The organism is Saccharothrix saharensis (assembly GCF_006716745.1).
GTDB lineage: Bacteria > Actinomycetota > Actinomycetes > Mycobacteriales > Pseudonocardiaceae > Actinosynnema > Actinosynnema saharense.
The window spans coordinates 1,900,383-1,921,226 of sequence record NZ_VFPP01000001.1; the positions used below are offsets into that span (position 1 = coordinate 1,900,383).

Below are 20,844 nucleotides of genomic sequence, written 5' to 3' on the forward strand. Positions count from 1 at the left end.
GGACCAGCCCACGGAGGCGACCATGCCGAGAACCCCCGCCGGAGCCCGGCACGCACGCACGGCCGTGCGGTGCCTGGTGCTGCTCGTCCTCGCGACGGCCGGCGCGGTCGTCACGCCGCCTGTCGCGGCCGCCGGCACCGCCGAGGCGTTGGCGGCGTGCGAGAACAGCGGCAGCGCGGACTTCGTCCAGCACGTGGAGGTGCACGGGAACTCGGGTGGCAGCGTCCCCGCCGGCTCGAACCCGTCGAACATCCTCCTCGACGGTGACGTCTTCCTGATCCTGGGCGGCGAGAGCGCCTACCCGCGCGTCCAGGTAGGGCCCCTGCCGTGGGACGGCAGCTACGGACCGACCGGGAACGGCCTCGCCGCCCCGGTCGGGTGGCCCTTCCCCGGTCTGAACCAGTACTCGGCGGTCCTGCGGTTCAACAACGACCCGACCGGCTGGGTCGGCCACCCCACCGCCGTGCACCCCTTCGGCCGGTGCACGGTGTGGCACGGCCCGCCCGTGCGCCTGCTGTTCGGTGTCAACGACACCAACGTCGGCGACAACAACGGGATGTGGTGGTTCACCTTCTTCCAGTACTTCCCGGAGAACCACGGCTGATCCCACCTCACGGCCGACCGCCGCCCTCGGGGGTGCCGAGTGCGGTGGTGGGTGGTGGCGGGCCGGGTGAGAACATCGTGGGACGCCCGGTCGCCGATCGCGAGCGGGCGTGCTCACGGCCACTACCGAAAGGCTGCCCACGGTGACCAAACCCGCACGCCGCGACCCGAGCCGGCTCGTCGACGCCTCCGGCTTCCGCGACTTCGTCCAGCACGGCTGGGGGCCGGCGGACCGGGCCGCCCGCGTCGCGCCCGGCGCGGCGCGGGCGGCCGCGGCGCACCGCGACCGGCTCAGCGCGGCGTTGCCCGGGGCGCGCATCGCGGTGGCGGCGGGCTGGGCGCCGGTCCGGTCCAACGACACCGACTACGGCTTCCGACCCGACAGCGACTTCTCCTGGCTGACGGGGTGCGCCGCGGAAGGCGCGGTGCTGGTCATGCGGCCCGTGGCCGGTGGGCACGACGCCGAGCTGTTCCTGCGGCCGCCCGCCGGGTCGGACGAGCCGGACTTCTTCGCCAACGCCCGCGACGGCGAGCTGTGGATCGGGCCGGTGCCCGGGCTGGCCGAGTGGTCCGAGGCGCTGGGCGTGCACTGCCGCCCGCTGCACGAGCTGCCGTCGGCGTTGCGCGGCAGGCTGCCCGCCGTGCACTCCACCCACGGCGTCGACCCGCTGCTGGACGCGCTGACCGGCGCGGACCACACCGCCGAGCTGCGCACCGCGCTGGCCGAGCTGCGCCGCGTCAAGGACGACTGGGAGGTCGGCCAGCTCCAGGCCGCCGTGGACGCCACGATCCTCGGTTTCGCCGACGTCGCCGCCGAGCTGCAGGCCGCCGTCAAGGGCGGTGGGGAGCGGTGGTTGCAGGGCACGTTCGACCGGCGGGCCCGCACGGCCGGCAACGGGCCGGGGTACGCGTCGATCGTGGCCGCCGGGCCGCACGCGCCGGTGCTGCACTGGGTCCGCAACGACGGCCCCGTGCCCGAGGACGCCGTGCTGCTGCTGGACGCGGGCGTGGAGCTGGACACGCTCTACACCGCCGACATCACCCGCACGTTGCCCGTGTCCGGCGCGTTCAGCCCGGCGCAGCGGCAGGTGCACGAGCTGGTCGAGCGCGCCTCGGTGGCGGCGCTCGCGGTGGTGCGGCCGGGGGCGGCGTACCGGGACTTCCACCGGGAGGCCATGCGGGTGCTCGCCGAGGGCCTGCACGACTGGGGCCTGCTGCCCGTGTCGGTCCAGGAGTCGCTGGACCCGGACGGCCAGCACCACCGCCGCTACATCACGTGCGGCGTCGGGCACTTCCTCGGGCTGGACGTCCACGACTGCGCCAACTCGCGCGCCGAGGCCTACCACGACGGCACGCTGGAGGTCGGCATGACGCTGGCCGTGGAGCCGGGCCTGTACTTCCACCCGAACGACGAGACCGTGCCGCCGGAGCTGCGGGGCATCGGCGTGCGGCTCGAGGAGGACGTCGTGGTGACCGAGGGCGGCAACCGCGTGCTGTCGTCGGCGCTGCCGCACGACGTGGCGGGCCTGGAGGCGTGGGTCGCGGCGGCCGGTCGCTAGGCGCGCGCCGCCCGGTTCCGCCGCAGCAGGGCGGCGCACCAGTGGAAATGGCCGTCGCTGCCGTCCGGGGTGAACAGGTCGTAGGTGGTGAGGGCGTAGACGGCCTGGTAGAGCGCGAGGGTCTCGGCCGGGTGGCCGAGTTCCCCGGCGAACAGGTCGGTGAGGGCGGCGGCGTGGTGTTCGGCGTGCGGTCCGTACATGTCCCACACGGCGGCGGTGACGGCGGCCTCGAACGCGGGGTCGCCCGCGGTGGTGAAGAAGCCGAAGTCGAGGACGGCGGTGGGGCGGCCGGTGTCGTCCACGTGGACGTTGGGCGGGACGAGGTCTCCGTGCACGGCGGTGACCGGTCGGTCGGGCAGGGCCGTGAGGGCGGCGACGACCCGTTCCACCGCGGCGGCGAGGTCCGGGACGTGGGCGGCGAGGACGTCGCCGTGCCGGCGGGCGGCACGGCGCACCAGGGCGGCGAGCGCGTCGGGGAAGCGCGTGTGGCCCCGCCAGAGGGGGCGGTCGTCGCCCTGGACGGTGAGGGCGCGCATGGCCTCGGTACCCGGGACGGTGGCGAGGGCGCGCAGGACCGTCAGCAGCGCGGCGGTCTCGGCGGCGGACAGGTCGCGTTCGGCGGCGGTGGTCGCGGGTGCGGCGCGGAAGGGCGAGCCGGTCAGCTCGCGCTCGTAGGTGACCGTGACGCCGTCGTGGACCTCGGTGTCGAGGACCTCCGGCGTCGCGAAGGGCAGCGGGTGGCGGGCGATGTCGGCGCAGACCCGGTGCAGGAGGCCGAGATCGGCCCGCGGCCGCCCGCTCCAGACCTTGGCGACGAGGCCTTCGCCCAGGCGGTAGACGGCCCCCTCGACACCGGCCGCGAGGGGACGCGGGTCGCGGTGGCCACGCCGGGCGAAGTGTGCGAGCCACTCGTCGGTGTGGCGTCGGCGGTGTTCGACCATGGCGGCAGTACACCCGGCCCACCCGCCGGGTCGATCACCGGGTGGGTGGGCCGGTGCGCGGCACCGGATCAGCGCTTGCGCAGCCGCACGGACGTGATGGCGTGGTGCTCGACCTTCAGCACCTCGGCGGTCCAGCCGGAGACCGTGACGCGGTCGCCGGGCGCCTCGGGGATGCGGCCGAGCACCGCCAGCACGAGACCCGCGATGGTGGCGTAGTCGCCCTCGGGCGCGTCGGGCAGCTCCACGCCCAGGTCGTCCAGGTCGTGGACGGGGAACGTGCCGGGCAGCACGAGCGAGCCGTCCGGGCCGTTGCGAACGGCCATCACGTCCCGGTCGGTCTCGTCCAGGATCTCGCCGACGACCTCCTCCAGCAGGTCCTCGAGCGTGACGATGCCCGCGACCGCGCCGTGCTCGTCCACCACCAGGCCGAGCTGCTCGCGTTCGGCCTTGAACCGGCGCAGCGCGTCGGACACCCGCACCGAGTCGGGGAAGACCAGCGGCTCGCGGGCCACGTCGACCAGCTTCGTGCCGTCCCGCAGCAGGTCGCGCAGGTGCACGACGCCCACGACGTCGTCCAGGTGCCCACCGCGCGCGACCGGGGCCCGGGAGTGGCCGGAGGCGGCGAGCTCGGCGCGCGCGGACGCCACGTCGGTGCCGGCGTCCAGCGTGACCACCGACCGGCGCGGCACCAGGACCTCGCGCAGCCGCCGCTCGGTGATCTCCAGCGCACCGGTGATGATCATGCGCTGCTCGGCGTTGAGACCGCGTTGGGCGGACACCAGCTCGCGCAGCTCCTCGGCCGACATCTGCTCGGACTCGGCGTCCGGTTTGCCGCCCAGCAGGCGCACGACCACGTTCGTGGACGCGCTCAACGCCCAGACCGCGGGCCGCGAGGCGGTCGACAGCACGTGCAGCGGGCGCGCCACCAGCAACGCCCACCGCATCGCGTACTGCATCGCCAGCCGCTTGGGCGCCAGCTCGCCGAACACCAGGGTCACGAACGTCAGCACGATCGTGACCAGCGCGATCGCCACCGCGCTCGCCGCGTCGCCGAGGAACGACAGCACGGGCACCAGCGGTGCGGCCAACGACACGGCCGCCGTCGCCGAGGCCAGGAACCCGGCCAGGGTGATGCCGATCTGGATGGTGGCGAGGAACCGGTTCGGGTCGCGCGCCAGCCGCACCAGCGTCTTCGCGGACGCCTTGCCGTCGCGCTCCAACGCCCGCAACTGGCCCTCGCGCAAGCTGATCAACGCCATCTCGCTGCCCGCGAACAGCGCGTTCAGCGCCACGAGCACGGCGACCAGCGCGAGCGTCCACCCGTATCCGTCCACACCCGACTCCATACCCGAACCGGCCCGATCCGCAACCGCGGGGTTGGTCATTTCGAGTGGAGCGGCTGCCCTTGTGGGCCCCGTCTGGGCTACAACAGGCGTGGGGAGGTCACATGGGGTCGGCTGCGGTGCACCGGTCGTTCGTCGTCGTGGACGTGGAGGGCTACGGCGACCAGGCACGCACGTCGCGGCACCGGACGGCGGTGCGCGACGGCCTGTACCAGGTGCTGATGGCCGCGTTCGCCGCCTGCGACCTGCCGTGGGACGACAAGGCGGTGGACGACGTGGGCGACAGCGTGATGGTGCTGCTGCCCGCCGACACCCCGAAGGGCGTCCTGGTCGACCGACTGCCCGAGCGGCTGGTCGCCGCGCTGCGCGAGCACAACCACGTCCACTCGGCCGGAGCACGCCTGCGCCTGCGGATGGCCGTGCACTCGGGCGAGGTGCACTACGACGAGCACGGCAAGACCAGCGCCGAGATGATCTTCACCTACCGCATCCTGGACACCGCCGAGGCCAAGCGCGCGCTGCGCGAGTCGACGGCCACGCTGGTGCTGATCGCCTCGGACCCCTTCTACCAGGCGGTGGTGCGGCACCAGCCCGCCACGCGCCCGGACGCGTACCGCCCGGTCACCGCGGACGTCAAGGAGGTGCACGCCCAGGTCTGGGTCCGCCTCGTGGACGGCCACTCGCTCGGCGGCCCCGCACCTCGACGAGCCCTGTCGCTGGCGGAGTTGAAGCCCATCGTCGAGGTCATGCTGCGCACCCCCGGCTTCGACACCCGTGAGGGGCGCGACCTGGTGCTGCGCGAGGTGCCCTTCGCGGCCTCCATCACCCGTCACAACGCCGACCGCCAGGACACCGTCAGCATCGTCCGGGCGTGCGCCCACTACCCGGGTGGCCTCGAAGCACTGCTCGCCGCGATCCGCTTCTACGCCGCCGGTTCCACCGAAATGGCCGAACTCGACACCCTGTTGGCCGAACGGGTCAGTGGCGTTTAGTTGCGCCGTGCGGCGCCGAATACCGCCATACGCACCACTTCCGCTCTGTTTCCAGGACATTACACTGGGTCATGCCATCGAAGGTGAATCCTCACCGCGCGGAGGGCGCCGCTGCCCGGTGGCCAACTCGGGAGGCCCGCTAGTGGATGAATCGGCAATGCGGATCGACTCCGGCCTGGTCGACTTGACGAACGTTTCCCTCGAAGCGTTGGACACATTCGACGACGAGATCCTCGCGGCGTCGACGGACCGTTTGCTCAGACAGGTGGACCACGCCAGCGGCAGCGTAGGCGGCCACTCTTGACCGACGGACCCGGCACCGATGACGAGGGGCGACCACGAGGTGGCAGGCTGGAACTCCGCGCACGGGATGTCACTGCCCAACCACGGGATGTCCCTGAACCAGTTGGACGCCTTGGCGTCCGAGCGAACCGATGACGACGCCTCCGCGTTGCTGCACCACGTCGAGCAGACGCGACGGCTGCTCGCCTTGCGCCTGGTGTTGCGCCACGCCCGCTACCACGACACCGCGGGAAGTCCGTTGCCGCCGGTGGACGAGGCGTGGGAACTCCTGATCGCCGCCGAGCGCGCCGACCCGAAAGCGGTGGCCGCCCTGCTGTCACGCCCCCAGGTCGGCATGTGGTCGGCGCACGTCCTGCGTCGCCTCCGGAACAAGCTCACCGACACCGCGCCGGTGTGGTTCCACATCGGCCAACTACACCTGTTGGCCGCTGCGGCGGGCTTGTCCGCAAAATTGCGATTCACGATGCCGATTCCGCTATGGGATGGAATCGGCGTGCTTCCCGGACTAGGTGCCGTGCGAGTGCTCGATGCGACCGAATGGGGCCATGCCACGTTGCTCGCGGATGCGTCGGGGTTGACGCTGGAAACCAGCGACGGCACGGCCCATCCGGTCGAATATGAGCCGATTCACCTTCTTGGGGACGAGGCGGGTTCCGTCGCGCCGCGCATCCACCTGGACGACACCGGACCGTACCGGGGATTAGAGGTCCCGGAGCGCCCCGACCCGTTGTCGAAATCGTCGGCGACGCGGTGGAACAAGGTCTTCGCCGACGCGTGGACGATTTTGGAGCGGAACCACCCGCACCGCGCACGGGAACTCTCCAGCGGCCTGTCGGTGATCACACCGCGGCCCGCGGCCTACCGCTTCCGACCGTACAGCGGGTCGGTCGGCGAAGGCTACGGCGCCGCGATCATCTCCGAACCGCACGACGCGGCACAGCTGGCCGTGACGATGGTGCACGAGTACCAGCACAGCAAGCTGAACGCGATCAGCCACCTCGCACCGCTGGTCCACGAGGACCCGTCCGCCACCTGCTACGCGCCGTGGCGCGACGACCCACGTCCGGTGTCCGGTCTGTACCAAGGGGTGAACGCCTTCCTCGCCGTCGCGGAGTTCTGGGGGAGGCAACGCGAGCACCTGAGCGGTTCATCCGCCGCTCTGGCGCACTTCGAGTTCGCCCTCGTCCGCGTGCAGGTGACCGAAGCGCTCCACGCGCTACGCCGGCACCCATCGTTGACCGATCTCGGACGGAGGTTCGCCGCTCGCCTGGCGGAGCGGCTGGAGACCCTGGCCGAGGCCGCGGTGCCCGCTGAACTGCTCTCAGCTGCAGAGGCAGCAGCGCTGGACCACCGCACGGCGTGGCGTGCCACGCACCTCCACCCGGCGCGCGCACAGGTGCTTGAGTGCGCCGAGCGATGGCACGCGGGAGAGCCCGCGCCTCCCCCTGGAACCCGCTCCCCCGTGGCGGCCGCCGCCACGCCTCCGAAGCTGGATGCCAAGGCCATCCTCACCCGCGTACTCCTGGCGGGCCGAGCGGAGTTCGACGTGGTGCGGTCAGGACCTCCCGACCACGTCCACAAGATCAGCGAAGACCTGACCGAGGCGGATTTCGCCCTCGTCGCGGGAAACCACGAACGGGCGCACGCCCTGTACTCGACGGAACTCAGCGAGGGCTCGAACCGGCCCGGCGCGTGGTCCGGCTTCGGGATCGCGGTGCGCGAGCTGTCGCCGGGTCCGGCATCGCGGGCGTTGTTGGAACGCCCGCACCTCGTCCGCGCCGTGCGGGACGAGGTGGCACTCGCCGGCGAGGCACCCGACGTGGAACGCCTCGCCGCGTGGCTGGGAGCGGACGGATCGTGCCCTGACCGGCGCTAGCCCGACGTGCGGCTGGTGATCGCAGCGGTCAGTGGCCGCATGACGGGTCGGCCGGTCTGGTCGTCGTCCCAGAGGGCGGTGGTGAGGTTCAGGCCACTCGGCGACCACGTTGGTAAGGTTGTGGCTGCTCAACCGTCGAGCATCCTCCGGGGTGCCGGGTGGCGCACCTCGCGGTACGCCACCCGGGCGTGTCACTTGAACAGGTCGATGATCTGCCCGATCAACACCGCGACCTGCACAAGAACACCCAGAAGGACGCTGGTCTGGTCGGAGCTCCAACTCCGACCAGGCTTGCGTTCCCTCCCCGGTTCGTCATCCTCGTCGTGACGTTTTTGGGCCAATCCCACACCTCCGTCGATCACCTCGTCACGAGGCGAGCTGCCTGTCAGCTCACGTGTTGCCGACAAGCCTGACGGCGGGCATGCCCGTCTCACCCCGTACCGCAGCAACAGCCGGAGCGTCGCCCACTGCACGTCGGTCAGGTCTGACCGCCCGGCCCCCGTGAGGTCGGTCGTGCGCGGGGTCCCCGGCGAGTCCGGTTCCCCTTGGTCGACGAACCGTCCTACTGGAGACCTCGCCCACTTCCGGCCACCGACCTGCCCGACAGCACGCCCTCGGCAGGTCGAGCCACGGCAGCCGAGCTCGACACCGGTCCTAGAGGGGCATCGGATCGATGTCGCAGTTGGCCCGCACCTGAGGGTCGCTCAACTCGGCCACCGCGGGATGGCGCTGACCGAGCCGTTCACGCAGGGCCGCCACCGCTCGGAGGTGGAGTTGGTCCGCCTCGTCGGTGCGCCCGAGCGAGCGCAAGTCCTGCGCGAGGTTCACCTGGCAAGCCAACGTGGTGGGATGGTCGGCGTCGAAGACCGCTGTCACCCGACGCAGGATCTCGACATCGGCGTTGTGGGCGCCTTGCACATCGCCCAACGCGTGCAGGTCGCTGGCCAGGTTGATCCCGGTGATCAGAGTGGAGGGGTGGTCGTCACCCAGTCGGGTGTGGAAGCCAGCCAAAGTCGCCTGGTTGAGGTCCCGGGCACCTTCGAAGTCGCCCTTCAAGCGGCGGAGGATCGCCACGTTCACCGCTGCGGACAGGGTGTGGGGGTGATCGGCCCCCAACGTCTTGGCATAGCGGGTCAGCGTGTCCTGCGCGAGGTGGGCGGCCGTTTCGTGGCGACCCAGGTGCCTCAGCTCAACGGAACGGGCCAGCGCGGCGGCGAGCACGTCGGGGTGGTCGAGGTTGTACCGCCGCCGCAAGCCCTCGAACGCCGTCTCCGCCGCCCGCATCGCGCCCTCGTGGTCACCCGCCTTGCTGCGCATCACGGCCAAGTGCCGCACGGCGCGCAGCCATGTCGGGTTGAGCGGTCGCCCCTCACTGAGCCGTTCGTAGATGCGCACGACCTCTTCCTGCTCGGCGCAGGCGTCCCGGTAGTGGCCGAGTTCCCTCTTGTCGATGGTGAGGCCGACCTGGGTGTAGAGCGGAACCTCGTGCTCCTGGCCGTAGATCTGCACCCTGCGGTCCCAGGTGTCGGCGTCGAGCGTGACGGCGGAGGCGAAGTCACCGACGAGGCGGAGGTTCACGCCGAGGTTGTGCGCCGCGTCATGGGTCACCGGATCCTCGTCGCCGAGATAGCGCACGCAGATGTCGTAGCTGCGCTTCGACAGCTCCAGCGCGCCGACGAAGTCGCCCTCCGCCCGCTTGTCCGCCGCGACCTGGCCCATCGCCACGATGGTCGCCTCGTGCTCCTCGCCGTAGGTGCGGCGGTGCCGGTCCAGCAGCTCCAGGTTGAGCGGGGTCGCCTCGGCATACCGGCCTTCCACCCAGAGCATGAAGCCGTACCAACGGCCCATCCTCAGGGTCTCCGGGTGGTCCTCCCCCAACCGGTCCACCCAGTTCTTGTACATCCGCTCGGACAGCTCGGCGCTGCGCTTGTGCTCGCCCCACCGGTAGAGGAACTGGACCTGGTTGTGGAGCAGCGACCGGACCGACTCGGCATCGCTCTCGTAGGCGTTCGAGGCGGCCAGGTGCGCGCTCAGGTCGACGTAGGTCGGCCAGTTGTCGGGCTCTTCCGGCGCCTCCGGGTCGTTCTCGCCCAGGATCAGGTGCGCCGCGTTGCGCATGACCGCGCGGTCGCCCTCGTTCATCTGGCTGATGAGCACGGCTTGGACGAGGCGGTGCAGCTCGATGGAGTTCGTGCGGTGGTCGACGCGCACCAACGCGAAGCGGTTGATGTCGCGAATGGCCTCGTTGAGCCGCAAGCGGTCGCGCAGGACCCGGGACAGCTCGGGCGGCACACCGGTGATGTTGCGGCTGTAGCTGAACATCGTGCGGTTGATGGGCTCCGGCGACAGGAAAGCGCACACCTGGAGCAACCGCAGCGCCGACGGGTTCTTGCGCTTGAGCTCGCTGAGCGACAGGTCCCACATGGCCGCCACCGACTCGGGGTAGTCGAGGGTCGTGGTGACGTTGAGCAGTTCCAACTGCTTCTCGGCCAGCAGTTCCAGGTACTCGTCGGCGGGCATGCCCGTCTCCACGCGCCACGCCGCCGCCTGCGCGATGGCGAGCGGCAGGTCGCCCAACGCCTCGGCCAGGCGACCGGCGTCCTCCTCGCTGAGATCGGGGTCACGGCGGCGCAACAGCTGAACGCTCTCGGCGCGCTGGAAGACGTTGACCTCGAGCGGGCGGGCGACGCTCAACCACTGGGAGTTGCGCGACGTGACCAGGATGCGGCCCGTGCCGCCGGTGGGCAGGTACTCCTGCACGGCGTCGGGGCTGTCGGCGTTGTCGAAGATGAGCAGCCAGTTGGTCGGGACCTTGGCGTGGTTGCCGCTGCGCAGGGCGTCGAGCACCTGCTGGACCGCCACGTTGGATTCGGCGCCGCCTTCGAGGCCCAGGCGCTGTCCCAGCTCCACCAGCGAGTTGACGATCTTGACCGACCGCTCGGCGGGCACCCACCAGATCAGGTCGAAGTTCGCGCGGTTGCGGTAGGCGTACTCGATGGCCAGGTGCGACTTGCCCACACCGCCCATGCCGTGCAGCGTTTCGGGCAGCACGGCCGCGGTCCCGCCCCGGACCAGACGCCGTTCGAGCTCTTGGAGGAGGTCCGCCCGCCCGGTGAAGTTGACGTTCCTCGGTGGCACTCCGCCGAAGACGGGCGATGCGAGAGTCCTTCTCCTTTCTTCCTGCTCGACGGCAGTCACCTCTAATCCTCCCGCATTTCGATCGACGTCGACCGTGTCCTCACGAACACGTGTTCGGTCATGCCCGTCAGCGTGTATATACGCGCCCGCCTCATCATTCCGGACGGTCGACGAAGCCTCCACTCCGGGGTGCTCTTGCGGCGTGGAATAGCGGCGGAGGTGAACCCCTGACCAGGCTCGCAGCACCGCTCGCTCGGCTTCGGCCACATGCGGCGACGCGACAATGGGCGAAGCGGCCGTTACCGGCTCGTCGTCCAGCGACCATTCGAACCCCGCCACCACCGGCCGGTGTTCATCCAGGTAATGGCGAACCACCTTGCGAACCCGCTCGGTGTCGATACGACGGCCGTGCGCGAGCAGTTCCTCCCGAATACCCTCTCGCACGAACCTGAAGACCACTCGATTTCCGCCGTCGTCGGACCCGTTCGGCTCGATCGCCACCAGCGGGCCCCCGAGGAATTCCGACAGGGCCGCCCGGCCCGCTTCCGGGTGAAGCAGTTCGAGGATGCGAACGAGCAGGGGCAGTTCCAAGGGCGCGACGGCCCAGTGGACGGCGAGGTCGAACACGACCTTCGAGGCGGTCGAGCGGTACGCGGCGACGAGTCCCGCGGCGCTGAAGGTCACATCACCCGATCGGCGCAGCGCCGCCTCGGCCGCCGGGTCCGACCCGACGGGCACGAGGGCCGCGCCCAGGTTCGCCCACCCGGCCGCCGCGACGAGGGTGGCCCACTCGCGCAGACCCGCCGGGGCCAGTTCGACGAACGACACCGGGACCACGTCGCCGAGGTCGTCGTACAGGCCGGGCACGTCGACCTGCGGCTCCCACTCGTAGAAGTGGTTCGGCGCACCCGGCTCGGACGCCCGCAAACGCAGTCGGTGCAGGTCGAGGCCGGTGCGGCAGGCCGTCCACCACGGCAGTGGGCTGACCACGGCCACCGAGTGCGCGGCGCCCAGCTCGCGCAGCGCCGTCCAGGCCCCGCCCGACCGCCAGGCCGGGTCGACGGCGTCGGTCAGCGCGAGCAGGAGACGCCGTTCGGAACCGACCAGGTCCGGCGGGCTCCCCCCGCCGGAACCGCGCAGCACGGCCCGACCGCCGTCGTCGATGCCGAGGGCACACACGGTGACCTCACCGAAGACCCCGGATTCGACGAGCGCACGGGTGAACGATTCGACCGTCGATGCCCAGATCGACATCGCCGGACCGTCGTCGACGGCGACCACGAGGTCGCGGTGCTGGCCGACGAGCGGCGCGAGCACCTCCCGCAGCGCGTCCGCCGCCCACTCGTGGGCGTCCGGACCTGCGGTCACACCCGCGGCAACGTCCTCAGAGTCGACGCGCACCGTCACATCCTTCCGGTGCGGGCACGACACCCGGATTCGGATCGAGAAGCCGATTCATGCCAGTGCGCCCGGAATCAGGGAACCATGACCCGGGCACCACCTTAGCGTCCCGGCGCGGCACCAGTGCGCGTTGACGAAGTGGATCGATTCCGAACAGAGCCCATAATCGTTCGGATGTCGGAGAGTCGACTACTCTCTCACCATTTCGAGTGAACCAACTACTACGCCTAACAGGTGAATTGGTAACCGCTGTGCGTCTGGTATCGGGGGTACGCCGACTGGGCATCAGATACCTCCCTGCGAACCCCACCCAGAGGCCAGAGGTTCCGGTAGACGCTCCGCGTCGTCCCACAATACGGCAAGACTCCGGCCCGCGTGCGGCCCATCCGACTCATTCGTGCGCAGCGCTTCCCGGCGCAACCGGGCCAACCGGTCCGGCAACCGGCGCACCTCCCCCTCGGCGAACAACCGCGTCACAGCCTCATGGAAGTGACTGGTCGAACAGTCCTCACGATCCCAGATGATGATCGGGATACCGGCCCGGAACGCCATCGCCGCCTCGTGCCACGCCCTACCCCGACGATCACCTGGCGGCTCGCTGAGCACCAGCGACACGATCGAGGTGTCGTTCAGGTCCACCGCCATGCCGGTGAGGTCCCACCCCCCGTTGGTCCGACTCCAGTACGGGCGCGCCGCCTCGGCCGAAATGGCGTTCCACCGCTGCTTCCACACCAGCCAGTACCGCTGCGCCCGCGTCCGCTCCAGGCTCCGCACCACCACCGGGTGGTCCACCGCCAACGGCACGCTGACGTCGGCCGGGGAAGCCTTCGGCCAGAACTCGACCGCGGTGTTGATCATCTCCCAGGGCAGCGCGAACTCCACCACGATGGCACTCACGTGCTCGGCCGCCGGCGTCACGCCCAACTCGGCCTCCAACTCCGCGATCACCCGGTCGACCTCCGCCTCCAAGTCGTCCCGCCGGATCGCCGCGTCACCGCGACGACGGCCGTGCCAACCGGAACCCTCCCAGTTCAACCAGTGCGAGAGCACCACCTTCGCCTGGTCGACAGGGTCCGGATCGACCTCGAAAACGAGGTGCACCACATCGGGGTCATCGCCGTCGGCCTTGATTTCGTTGCGCCAGCGGGCTTCCTCGACCAGATCGGTCACCTCGAACTTCTCCGCCAACCTCCAGTTGCAGCGGCGCAGCTCCGCCGCCAGGGCGCCGTCCCCGAGGCGTCCGGCGAGGCAGTCCACCAGAACCATGGCGGGCAGCAGGGCACCCGGACCGGCGTTGTGGTCGGCGAGGTGCAGGAACAGCAACCACACCGAGCGGCACCGCGCGGGCAGGTCGTCGCAACGCCCCTCGGTGGCCACGTCGGCCAGGCGGCGCAACTCACGTCGCTCGTCGAACGGGTCGTCGGACAACCGCACCGACCGCAGTGCCTTCGCCAACCGGTCCCAGTCCCCCGTCGGCAAGGCGCGGAACGCGACCCACTCGTCACCCAGTTCCACCAGCTCGTCGATCTCCGGCGTGTGCGGGTCGAGCAACCTGAGGCAGTCGACCAGGGCGCGCAAGCCACCAGCGTGGCGACAGCACCAGCGGACGAGCCCGAGCAACTGGAGGTGTGCCTCGGAACCGTCCAACGACACCTGCTCCCCGAGGACGTCGGACAGCAGGCTCACCAACATGGTGCGCCCCCGCTCGGAGCGCAAGCCCTCGCAACGCTCCAACAAGCTGACGATCTCGCCCTGTAACCGCAGTTGGGCGGTGTTCACCCCTTCATCGGCGACCATGTGATCATCCCCCTCCGCTGTCAGCGCGCCACAGCGGACAAGCGCCGACCTGAGAGAACCGTGACTCCCAGCGCCACTGTTACACAGCCGGTGTGGGCATTTTCCGCAAAATGCGGTCACATCACGGCGGCGTGGCGACCGGTGGTGAGGGCTCGGCCGCTGGTGGTCAGCTCGGTGGCCACGCGCTCCACCGCGTCGGTGAACTCGACGTCGACGCAGTTCCAGTCGGTGAGCTTGACCAGCAGCCAGCGCCGCCAGGCGGCGACCAGGTCGGTGAACACCTCGGTGCCCTGCGGCGTGAAGCGGTAGCGGCCGTCGGATTCGGTCAGGTAGCCGCGGGTCTGGAGCTGGCGCGCCACGGGCTCGAACACGCCCGCCGGCACCTTCGTGGCCTCGGCCAGGCGTTCCAGGGTGGCGTCACCGCGGTCGACACTCTGCCGGAACACCTGCACCACCAGCCAGGCCTGCGCGTGCGTGAGCGGGACGCCCGACTCGCGCAGCACGTCCGGCGTGGGGTCGCGGCGCTCGCGGTTGACGATCAGGGCGACCAGCTTCTCCAGCTCGTGCTCGGAGTCCGCCGTGTGCGGCGCGGCGAAGTTGTCGCCCACCTCGGTCGCCGCCGCACGCGCGGTGTCGCGCAGCGGCACCTCCTTGAGGAACAGCGCCACCAGGAACGCGACCGCGGCGACCGGCGCGGCGGACAGGAACACGGTGTGCAGGGTGTCCGCGTAGGCGGCGATGATCGGGGCCTTGACCGGGTCGGGCAGCGCGTGCAGCGCCTGCACGTTGACCGCGGCGGCCGGGTCGACGCCCGGCGGGATGGCGGCGGCGAGGTTGCCGGGCAGGGTGCTCGCGTACACCGTGCCGAACACGGCCACGCCGAACGAGCTGCCCAGCGTGCGCAGGAAGCTCACCCCGGACGTGGCCACGCCCAGGTCCTCGTAGCTGCTGGTGCTCTGCACGACCACCATCGCCACCGGCATGCACATGCCGACGCCCAGGCCGAGCACCAGCATGTACGTCGATGCCTGCCAGAACGACGTCTCCGGGTGCAACCGGGACAGCAGGAACAGCCCGCCGACCATGAGCAGGCTGCCGACCAGCGGGAACACCCGGTAGCGGCCGGTCTTGCTGATCACGTTGCCGGTCGTGACCGAGGCGATGAGCAGGCCGACGACCAGCGGCAGCATCTCCAGACCCGACTGGGTCGCGGACGCGCCGTGCACGTACTGCAGGTAGGTCGGCAGGAACGTGACGCCGCCGAGCATGGCGAACCCGACCACGAAGCTGAGCACCGTGCACACGGTGAACACGCGCCTGCGGAACAGGCGCATGGGCAGCATCGGCTCGGCGGCACGCGTCTCGACGAACACGAACAGGGCGAGCGTGACCACCGACCCGACGGCCATCCAGATGATCGTCGGCGACCCCCACGGGTACTCGACACCGCCCCAGCTCGTGACCAGCGTCAGGCCGGTCGCGGCCAGGCCGATGAGCAGGATGCCCAGGTAGTCGATCTTCGGCCGGGCAGTGCCACGCGCACCGGGCAGCGCGAACGCGCCGACGGCCAGCACCACCACGCCGAGCGGCAGGTTCACGTAGAACGCCCAGCGCCAGCTCAGGTGGTCCACGAACAGCCCGCCGAGCAGCGGTCCGACGACCGTGGCCACGCCGAACACCGCGCCGATGAGGCCCTGGTACTTGCCGCGCTCGGACAGCGGCACGACGTCGGCGATGACGGCGGCCGAGGTGACCATGAGCCCGCCCGCGCCGAGCCCCTGCACCGCGCGGGCCAGGATGAGCCACGTCATCGAGTCTGCCCAGCCGCACAGGAACGAGCCGACGAGGAACAGCGCGACGCTGGTCAGGAACGCGCGCTTGCGGCCGAACAGGTCACCGAACTTGCCGATCAGCGCGGTCATGATGGTCTCGGCGAGCAGGTAGGACGTGACCACCCAGGACAGGTGCCCGCCGCCGCCGAGGTCGCTGACGATGGTCGGCAGCGCGGTCGCCACGATCGTCTGGTCGAGCGCGGCCAGCAGCATCCCGAGCATGATCACCGAGACGACGGCGTTGCGCGCGCCGCGCCCGACCTCGACCCGTTCGACCACGTCGACCTCCCGGCCCGACCCTAGGACGGGGGCCGACGCACCGCCCGCCCACGACCACGGCCGGGTGATCACGCGGAGAACCCGTGGCGCCCCCAGGGCTGGTCCCTGATGTCCGAGTGCAGGTCACGGGCCTACCGTCACGGCTGACGCCGACGCTCCCGGTAGGCCGGCCGGTCCCGCACCCACGTTGCGCGGAGGCACCGATGAAGGCGATCGTCCAGGACCGCTACGGCTCGTCCGACCTGTTGCGGCTGGCGGAGGTGGACCGCCCCGCGCCCGCCGAGGACGAGGTGCTGGTGCGGGTGCACGCGGCCTCGGTCAACGCCGCCGACTGGCACATCATGCGCGGCGACCCGCGCGTGGCGCGGCCGGCGATGCCGTCGGCGTTCGGCTGGTCGGGCCCGCGCCGGCGGATCCGCGGCCGGGACGTCGCCGGGCGGGTCAAGGCGGTCGGGGCGCGGGTGACCCGGTTCCGGGTCGGTGACGAGGTGTTCGGCGACCTCGGCTTCGCCGACGGGCGTTCGCCGAGTACGCCTGCGCGGCCGAGACGTGGTCGAGCACAAGCCCGCGGGGCTGACGTTCGAGCAGGCGGCGGCCATGCCGTTGGCCGGTGTCACGGCGTTGCTGGGGGTGCGGGACGCGGGCCGGGTCGCCGAGGGGCAGAAGGTGCTGGTCAACGGTGCGTCGGGCGGGGTGGGGACGTTCGCGGTGCAGATCGCGAAGGCGTTCGGCGCGGAGGTGACGGCGGTGTGCGGCACCAGGGACGTGGAGCTGGTGCGGTCACTCGGCGCGGACCGCGTGGTCGACCACGAGGCCCAGGACTTCACCGCGTCCGGGTCGCGCCACCACGTCGTGTTCGACCTCGTGGGCAACCGTTCGCCGGCCGACCTGCGGCGCGTGCTGGCACCGGACGGGACGCTGGTGCTCAGCGGCGGCGGCGTGTCCGACGGCGGCAGCCTGATCGGTCCGATGGGGCTGGGCGTCCGGGCGCGACTGCCGGCCCCGCTGGTCCGCCAGCGGTTCGTGCAGCTGAACGCGAAGACCAGCCGCGAGCACCTGGCCACCCTGCGCGGGCTCGCCGAGTCCGGCGCGGTCGTTCCCGTGGTCGACCGCACCTACCCGCTCTCGGAAGCGCCCGAAGCCATCGGCTACCTGGAGCTGGAGCACGCCCGCGCCAAGGTCGTCATCACCGTCGCCCAACCGGGCTGACCCGACCGCCTCGCACCCGGGGCTCGATCCGGACTCCCGTCGAAGGCGTCCGCTAGTCGCGAACGGTCTTGTAGCGCAGGAGAACCGCACCCGAGCGGAACGTGCGGTTCTCCACCAGCTCCAGCTTCGACCACGAGTCCAGCGACGGGAAGAACGGCGTGCCGCCACCGATCAGGACCGGCGTGACGAGCACGTGGAACTCGTCCACGAGCCCGGCCCGGATCAGGGGCGCGGCGAGCGCGGCACCGCCGACCTCCATCATGCCGTCGGTCTCGGCCTTGAGCCTCTTGGCGGCCTCGACCACGTCACCCCGTTCCAGCCTGGAGTTCCACGCCACCGACTCCAGCGTCCGGGAGAAGACCACCTTCGGCATCGCGAGCCACAACCGGGCGTACTCGGCCTCCACCGGCGACACGTCGGGCGCCTGACCGGCGGTCGGCCAGTGCGCCGACATCAGCTCGTACAGCTTGCGCCCGTACAGCGACAGCGCGACCTGCCCGGTGCGGTCGTTCCAGTACTGGTGCAGCTCCTCGTCCGGCGTGCTCCAGTCGAGGTCACCGTTGGTGTCGGCGGTGTAGCCGTCCAGCGAGATGTTCATGCCGTAGGTCAGCGTTCCCATGGCGCCACAGACTGCCGGAACCCGAGCCCGCCTTCCCGCCGCCACGCCGGCACCCCTTCGATCACTTGTGCGAATGACGCCTCGGATCTCAGGCAGAACACGCGGTCGGTGGCGGGAGCGAATGTCCACCCCCTTCCCGGGCGGTGCTCACGGCCTCGAAGATGGGTTGGGTGCAGGGGGCGGATGTGGGGAACTCGTTTTCGGGCGATGCCGGTGTGGTGGTCCAGGCCGGTGTCGTGCACGGTGGTGTGCACGTCCGCCCGTCGCGGGGGTCGGGCCTGCCGGTACCCCGGCAGCTCCCGTTCGACGTCCCCGATTTCACCGGTCGCGTCGAGGAGCTGCGGCGGCTGGACGGGTCCGTCACCGGGGACGGGACGGTGGCGATCACGCTGGTCTCGGGCGCGCCCGGGGTCGGGAAGACGGCGGTGGCCGTCCGCTGGGCCTACCGGGTGAGCGACCGGTTCCCCGACGGCCAGCTGTACGTGAACCTGCGCGGCTTCGGCACGACCGATCCGATGACCGCGCACGAGGCGCTCGACGCGTTCGTCCGGGCCTTCGACGTCGCGCCCGAACGGATCCCCACGCGGGTGGACGAGCTGGCCGCGCTGTACCGGTCCCTGCTGGCGACCCGCCGGGTGTTGGTCGTGCTCGACAACGCGGTCGACGTCGACCAGGTCGGCCCCCTGCTGCCCGGCTCCGCCACCTGCGCGGTCGTCATCACGAGCCGCAACCGCCTGGCCGGGCTGGTCGCGGGCACGGGTGCGCGGCGGGTGGTCCTGGAGGGGTTGTCCCCGGTCGACTCGGTGGCGCTGCTGACGGCCGCCGTGGGCGTCGACCGGCTGGACGCCGAGCCGGAGGCGGCCGGCGAGTTGGCACGGCTGTGCGCGGGTTTGCCGCTGGCGCTGAGGATCGCCGGGGAACGGGTGGCGGGCAGCCGGCACCACACCCTCACCGACCTGGTCGACCAGCTCGCCGCCGAGCAGGACCGGCTGGACCTGCTCGCGGGTGTCGACGACCAGGTCGACGTCGTCCGGGCGGCCTTCTCCTGGTCCTACCGGAAGCTGCCCGCGCTCGCGGCGGGCGTGTTCCGCAGGGTGGGCTGGCACGCCGGTCCGGAGTTCGGGGTCGCGGCCGCCGCCGCGCTGGCCGATCTGCCCGAACCGGAGGCCCGACGGGTGCTGGGCACACTGGTGGGTGCCAACCTGCTCACGGAAGTCGGGCGCGAACGCTACCGGTTCCACGACCTGGTGCGCCTGTACGCGGTGGAACGCGCCGAGTCGGAGGAGGCGGCGTCCGACCGGATCGCCGCGGTGCGGCGCCTGCTGGAGTGGTACTTGCGGATGGCCGACGCCGCTGACCACCGGCTGACCCGCCGCTCCTACTGCGTGGCGCTGGACCACGCCGATGCCGACGACTTTTTCTCCGACCAGCGGCAGGCGGTGCGGTGGTGCGAGTTCGAACGCGCCAACCTGATGGCCGCCATCCGGCAGGCCGCCGACAGCGGTGAGCACTCGATCGCGTGGCGGCTGCCGATCGCGTTGTGGGGCTTCTTCTTCCTGAACAAGCACATGGAGGACTGGACCAGTGCCCTGACCATCGGACTGGCGTCGGCCAGGAGGACCGGCGACCGCCGCGGAGAGGCATGGAGCCTGCACTCGCTCAGAGAGACCCGGTTCAGCATGCACCAGACGTCGGACGTCTCCGAGTACCCGCGGGAGGCGCTCGCCATCTTCCTCGACATCGGCGACCACTGGGGCATCCGGGAAGCGCTGAGCAACCTGGGGTACGCGCACCGCCTGCGGGGAGAACTCGACCAGGCGCTGGTCCACCTGGACGAAGCCCTGTCCCTGTGGCGGCAGACCGAAGACCTGTGGGGCCGGGCGTGGACGCTCCACAGCCTCGGCGAGACCTACCTCGACCTGCACCGGTGGGACGACGCGGCACGAGCCCTGGGTGAGGCCCTCGACCTGTTCACCCGCATCGGGCACAGGCAGGCCGAGGGCTTCGCCCTGAGCAACCTCGGCTACCTCCTCCTCGGCACCGAGCGGTTCGCCTCGGCCATCGACCAGTTCCGGCGGGCCATGGCCGTCCACGACGAAGTCGGAGACCACTGGAGCGCGTCCCGCAGCTTGACCGGCCTCGGCACGGCCCTGCACGCCACCGGCGCCATCGCGGACGCCCGGAGCTGTTGGCGCGAGGCCCTCGCCATCTCCGAGGACCTGCACGACTGGCCGACCGCGCAACGGGTCCGCGCACTGCTCGCCCAGTGAGCCCGCTTTCGAGCACCCCGTGGAAGCGGTAGCGGAACGAGGGTGTGTTGCGGGGCCGTGCGTCGGTGGATGGCCCCGGTGACGCGGCTTGTCGGTCGATTGACTGTTCGGCCACGCCCACGACACTGGAACCGGAGTGCCGACCACGAGGGGGAGCTATGCGGTCGTTGCGGACGTTGTTCCTGTTGGCGTTGGGCGCCTTGCTGGCGCTGCCTCTGCTGACGGTCGCCAGCGGCACGGCGTCCGCGGGCACCGGTACAGCACGCACGACCGTGTACCGGGGCTTGACCTACTGCGTGCAGGCGTCCGCCGCGATCGACACCTTCACCGGTGGTTTCTCCGGCAACCTGGGCTACGCCAACGCCTACCTGCTCGCCCGCGACCTCAACGGCGGGTGCAACTGGAGCGCGACCGGCGACGGGCGCGCCAGGGTGGACGTGCAGGTGTGGAACGGTTCCGCTTGGCAGTTCTGCCGAGGCTCGGACTGGGCCTACGGGCCGTTCGGCTGGTCCAGTGGCGAGTTCGGCGGACCGTACGGCCCGGGCCGGATCCTGGACTACGGCGGTTCGGCCTCGTGCGGCGCGGGCTACTACCGTTCCGTGGCCACCGCCGAGTACAACACCGGCCAGGGCTGGGTGGGCGGCAGCATCGCGTCGCCGTACCTGTGGGTCGCCTGACCCCT

At 71.1% G+C, this 20,844-nt stretch carries 13 protein-coding genes and 1 pseudogene; 8 read left to right on the forward strand and 6 right to left on the reverse strand.

The window, feature by feature from the left end; all coding sequences use genetic code 11:
- Window positions 1-22: 22 nt before the first annotated feature.
- Window positions 23-604: a hypothetical protein gene (locus FHX81_RS07555; RefSeq protein ID WP_141976377.1), complete on the forward strand. Its 582-nt coding sequence runs from the start codon at window positions 23-25 to the stop codon at window positions 602-604.
- Window positions 605-746: 142 nt separating this feature from the next.
- On the forward strand, window positions 747-2,162 hold the full coding sequence (locus FHX81_RS07560) for an aminopeptidase P family protein (RefSeq protein ID WP_141976379.1): 1,416 nt from the start codon (window positions 747-749) through the stop codon (window positions 2,160-2,162).
- Here the strand turns inward: FHX81_RS07560 and FHX81_RS07565 are convergent.
- Together FHX81_RS07565 and FHX81_RS07570 are read right to left on the reverse strand one after the other, a co-directional pair.
- Complete coding sequence (locus FHX81_RS07565; protein ID WP_141976381.1) at window positions 2,159-3,103, reverse strand: phosphotransferase family protein; 945 nt, start codon at window positions 3,101-3,103, stop codon at window positions 2,159-2,161. The genes FHX81_RS07560 and FHX81_RS07565 overlap by 4 nt on opposite strands.
- 68 nt (window positions 3,104-3,171) lie before the next feature.
- Window positions 3,172-4,437, reverse strand: a complete 1,266-nt coding sequence (locus FHX81_RS07570) for a hemolysin family protein (protein ID WP_211363410.1) — start codon at window positions 4,435-4,437, stop codon at window positions 3,172-3,174.
- A gap of 113 nt (window positions 4,438-4,550) precedes the next feature.
- Between FHX81_RS07570 and FHX81_RS07575 the strand changes: the two genes are divergently transcribed.
- Together FHX81_RS07575 and FHX81_RS07580 are read left to right on the forward strand one after the other, a co-directional pair.
- A complete protein-coding gene (locus FHX81_RS07575) occupies window positions 4,551-5,438 on the forward strand; it encodes an effector-associated domain 2-containing protein (protein WP_141976385.1) in 888 nt (295 codons plus the stop codon).
- 322 nt (window positions 5,439-5,760) lie between these two features.
- On the forward strand, window positions 5,761-7,617 hold the full coding sequence (locus FHX81_RS07580) for an HEXXH motif domain-containing protein (protein ID WP_141976387.1): 1,857 nt from the start codon (window positions 5,761-5,763) through the stop codon (window positions 7,615-7,617).
- 654 nt (window positions 7,618-8,271) lie between these two features.
- Here FHX81_RS07580 and fxsT read toward each other — a convergent pair.
- The 3 genes from fxsT to FHX81_RS07595 form a co-directional block, all read right to left on the reverse strand.
- The gene (gene fxsT, locus FHX81_RS07585) at window positions 8,272-12,156 is read right to left on the reverse strand and encodes an FxSxx-COOH system tetratricopeptide repeat protein (protein WP_141976389.1); all 3,885 of its coding nucleotides are present in this window, start codon (window positions 12,154-12,156) and stop codon (window positions 8,272-8,274) included.
- Window positions 12,157-12,441: 285 nt separating this feature from the next.
- Window positions 12,442-13,953 carry a VMAP-C domain-containing protein gene (locus FHX81_RS07590; RefSeq protein ID WP_141976391.1) on the reverse strand — a complete coding sequence of 504 codons (1,512 nt, stop codon included), beginning with the start codon at window positions 13,951-13,953 and terminating at the stop codon, window positions 12,442-12,444.
- Window positions 13,954-14,069: 116 nt separating this feature from the next.
- Window positions 14,070-16,007, reverse strand: coding sequence for an MDR family MFS transporter (locus tag FHX81_RS07595; protein WP_141983795.1), 1,938 nt, complete (start codon window positions 16,005-16,007; stop codon window positions 14,070-14,072).
- 398 nt (window positions 16,008-16,405) lie between these two features.
- Here FHX81_RS07595 and FHX81_RS41880 point away from each other — a divergent pair.
- A pseudogene (locus tag FHX81_RS41880) lies at window positions 16,406-16,510 on the forward strand (hypothetical protein); the annotation flags it as partial.
- A 103-nt stretch (window positions 16,511-16,613) separates the two neighbouring features.
- On the forward strand, window positions 16,614-17,273 hold the full coding sequence (locus FHX81_RS07600) for an NAD(P)-dependent alcohol dehydrogenase (RefSeq protein WP_246107680.1): 660 nt from the start codon (window positions 16,614-16,616) through the stop codon (window positions 17,271-17,273).
- A 52-nt stretch (window positions 17,274-17,325) separates the two neighbouring features.
- Here FHX81_RS07600 and FHX81_RS07605 read toward each other — a convergent pair whose 3' ends face one another.
- Window positions 17,326-17,892: a dihydrofolate reductase family protein gene (locus FHX81_RS07605; protein WP_141976394.1), complete on the reverse strand. Its 567-nt coding sequence runs from the start codon at window positions 17,890-17,892 to the stop codon at window positions 17,326-17,328.
- Between the two features lie 215 nt (window positions 17,893-18,107).
- Between FHX81_RS07605 and FHX81_RS07610 the strand changes: the two genes are divergently transcribed.
- Together FHX81_RS07610 and FHX81_RS07615 are read left to right on the forward strand one after the other, a co-directional pair.
- Complete coding sequence (locus FHX81_RS07610; RefSeq protein ID WP_211363411.1) at window positions 18,108-20,162, forward strand: ATP-binding protein; 2,055 nt, start codon at window positions 18,108-18,110, stop codon at window positions 20,160-20,162.
- A gap of 158 nt (window positions 20,163-20,320) precedes the next feature.
- Window positions 20,321-20,839, forward strand: a complete 519-nt coding sequence (locus FHX81_RS07615) for a hypothetical protein (protein ID WP_141976398.1) — start codon at window positions 20,321-20,323, stop codon at window positions 20,837-20,839.
- Window positions 20,840-20,844 lie beyond the last annotated feature (5 nt).

Excerpts from the sequence above, each read along its gene's own strand:
- FHX81_RS07555 (WP_141976377.1), top strand. The coding sequence starts at position 23 with ATGCCGAGAACCCCCGCCGGAGCCCGGCACGCACGCACGGCCGTGCGG.
- FHX81_RS07565 (WP_141976381.1), bottom strand. The coding sequence starts at position 3,103 with ATGGTCGAACACCGCCGACGCCACACCGACGAGTGGCTCGCACACTTC.
- FHX81_RS07575 (WP_141976385.1), top strand. The coding sequence starts at position 4,551 with ATGGGGTCGGCTGCGGTGCACCGGTCGTTCGTCGTCGTGGACGTGGAG.
- FHX81_RS07580 (WP_141976387.1), top strand. The coding sequence starts at position 5,761 with ATGACGAGGGGCGACCACGAGGTGGCAGGCTGGAACTCCGCGCACGGG.
- FHX81_RS07590 (WP_141976391.1), bottom strand. The coding sequence starts at position 13,953 with ATGGTCGCCGATGAAGGGGTGAACACCGCCCAACTGCGGTTACAGGGC.
- FHX81_RS07595 (WP_141983795.1), bottom strand. The coding sequence starts at position 16,007 with ATGCTCGGGATGCTGCTGGCCGCGCTCGACCAGACGATCGTGGCGACC.
- FHX81_RS07605 (WP_141976394.1), bottom strand. The coding sequence starts at position 17,892 with ATGGGAACGCTGACCTACGGCATGAACATCTCGCTGGACGGCTACACC.
- FHX81_RS07615 (WP_141976398.1), top strand. The coding sequence starts at position 20,321 with ATGCGGTCGTTGCGGACGTTGTTCCTGTTGGCGTTGGGCGCCTTGCTG.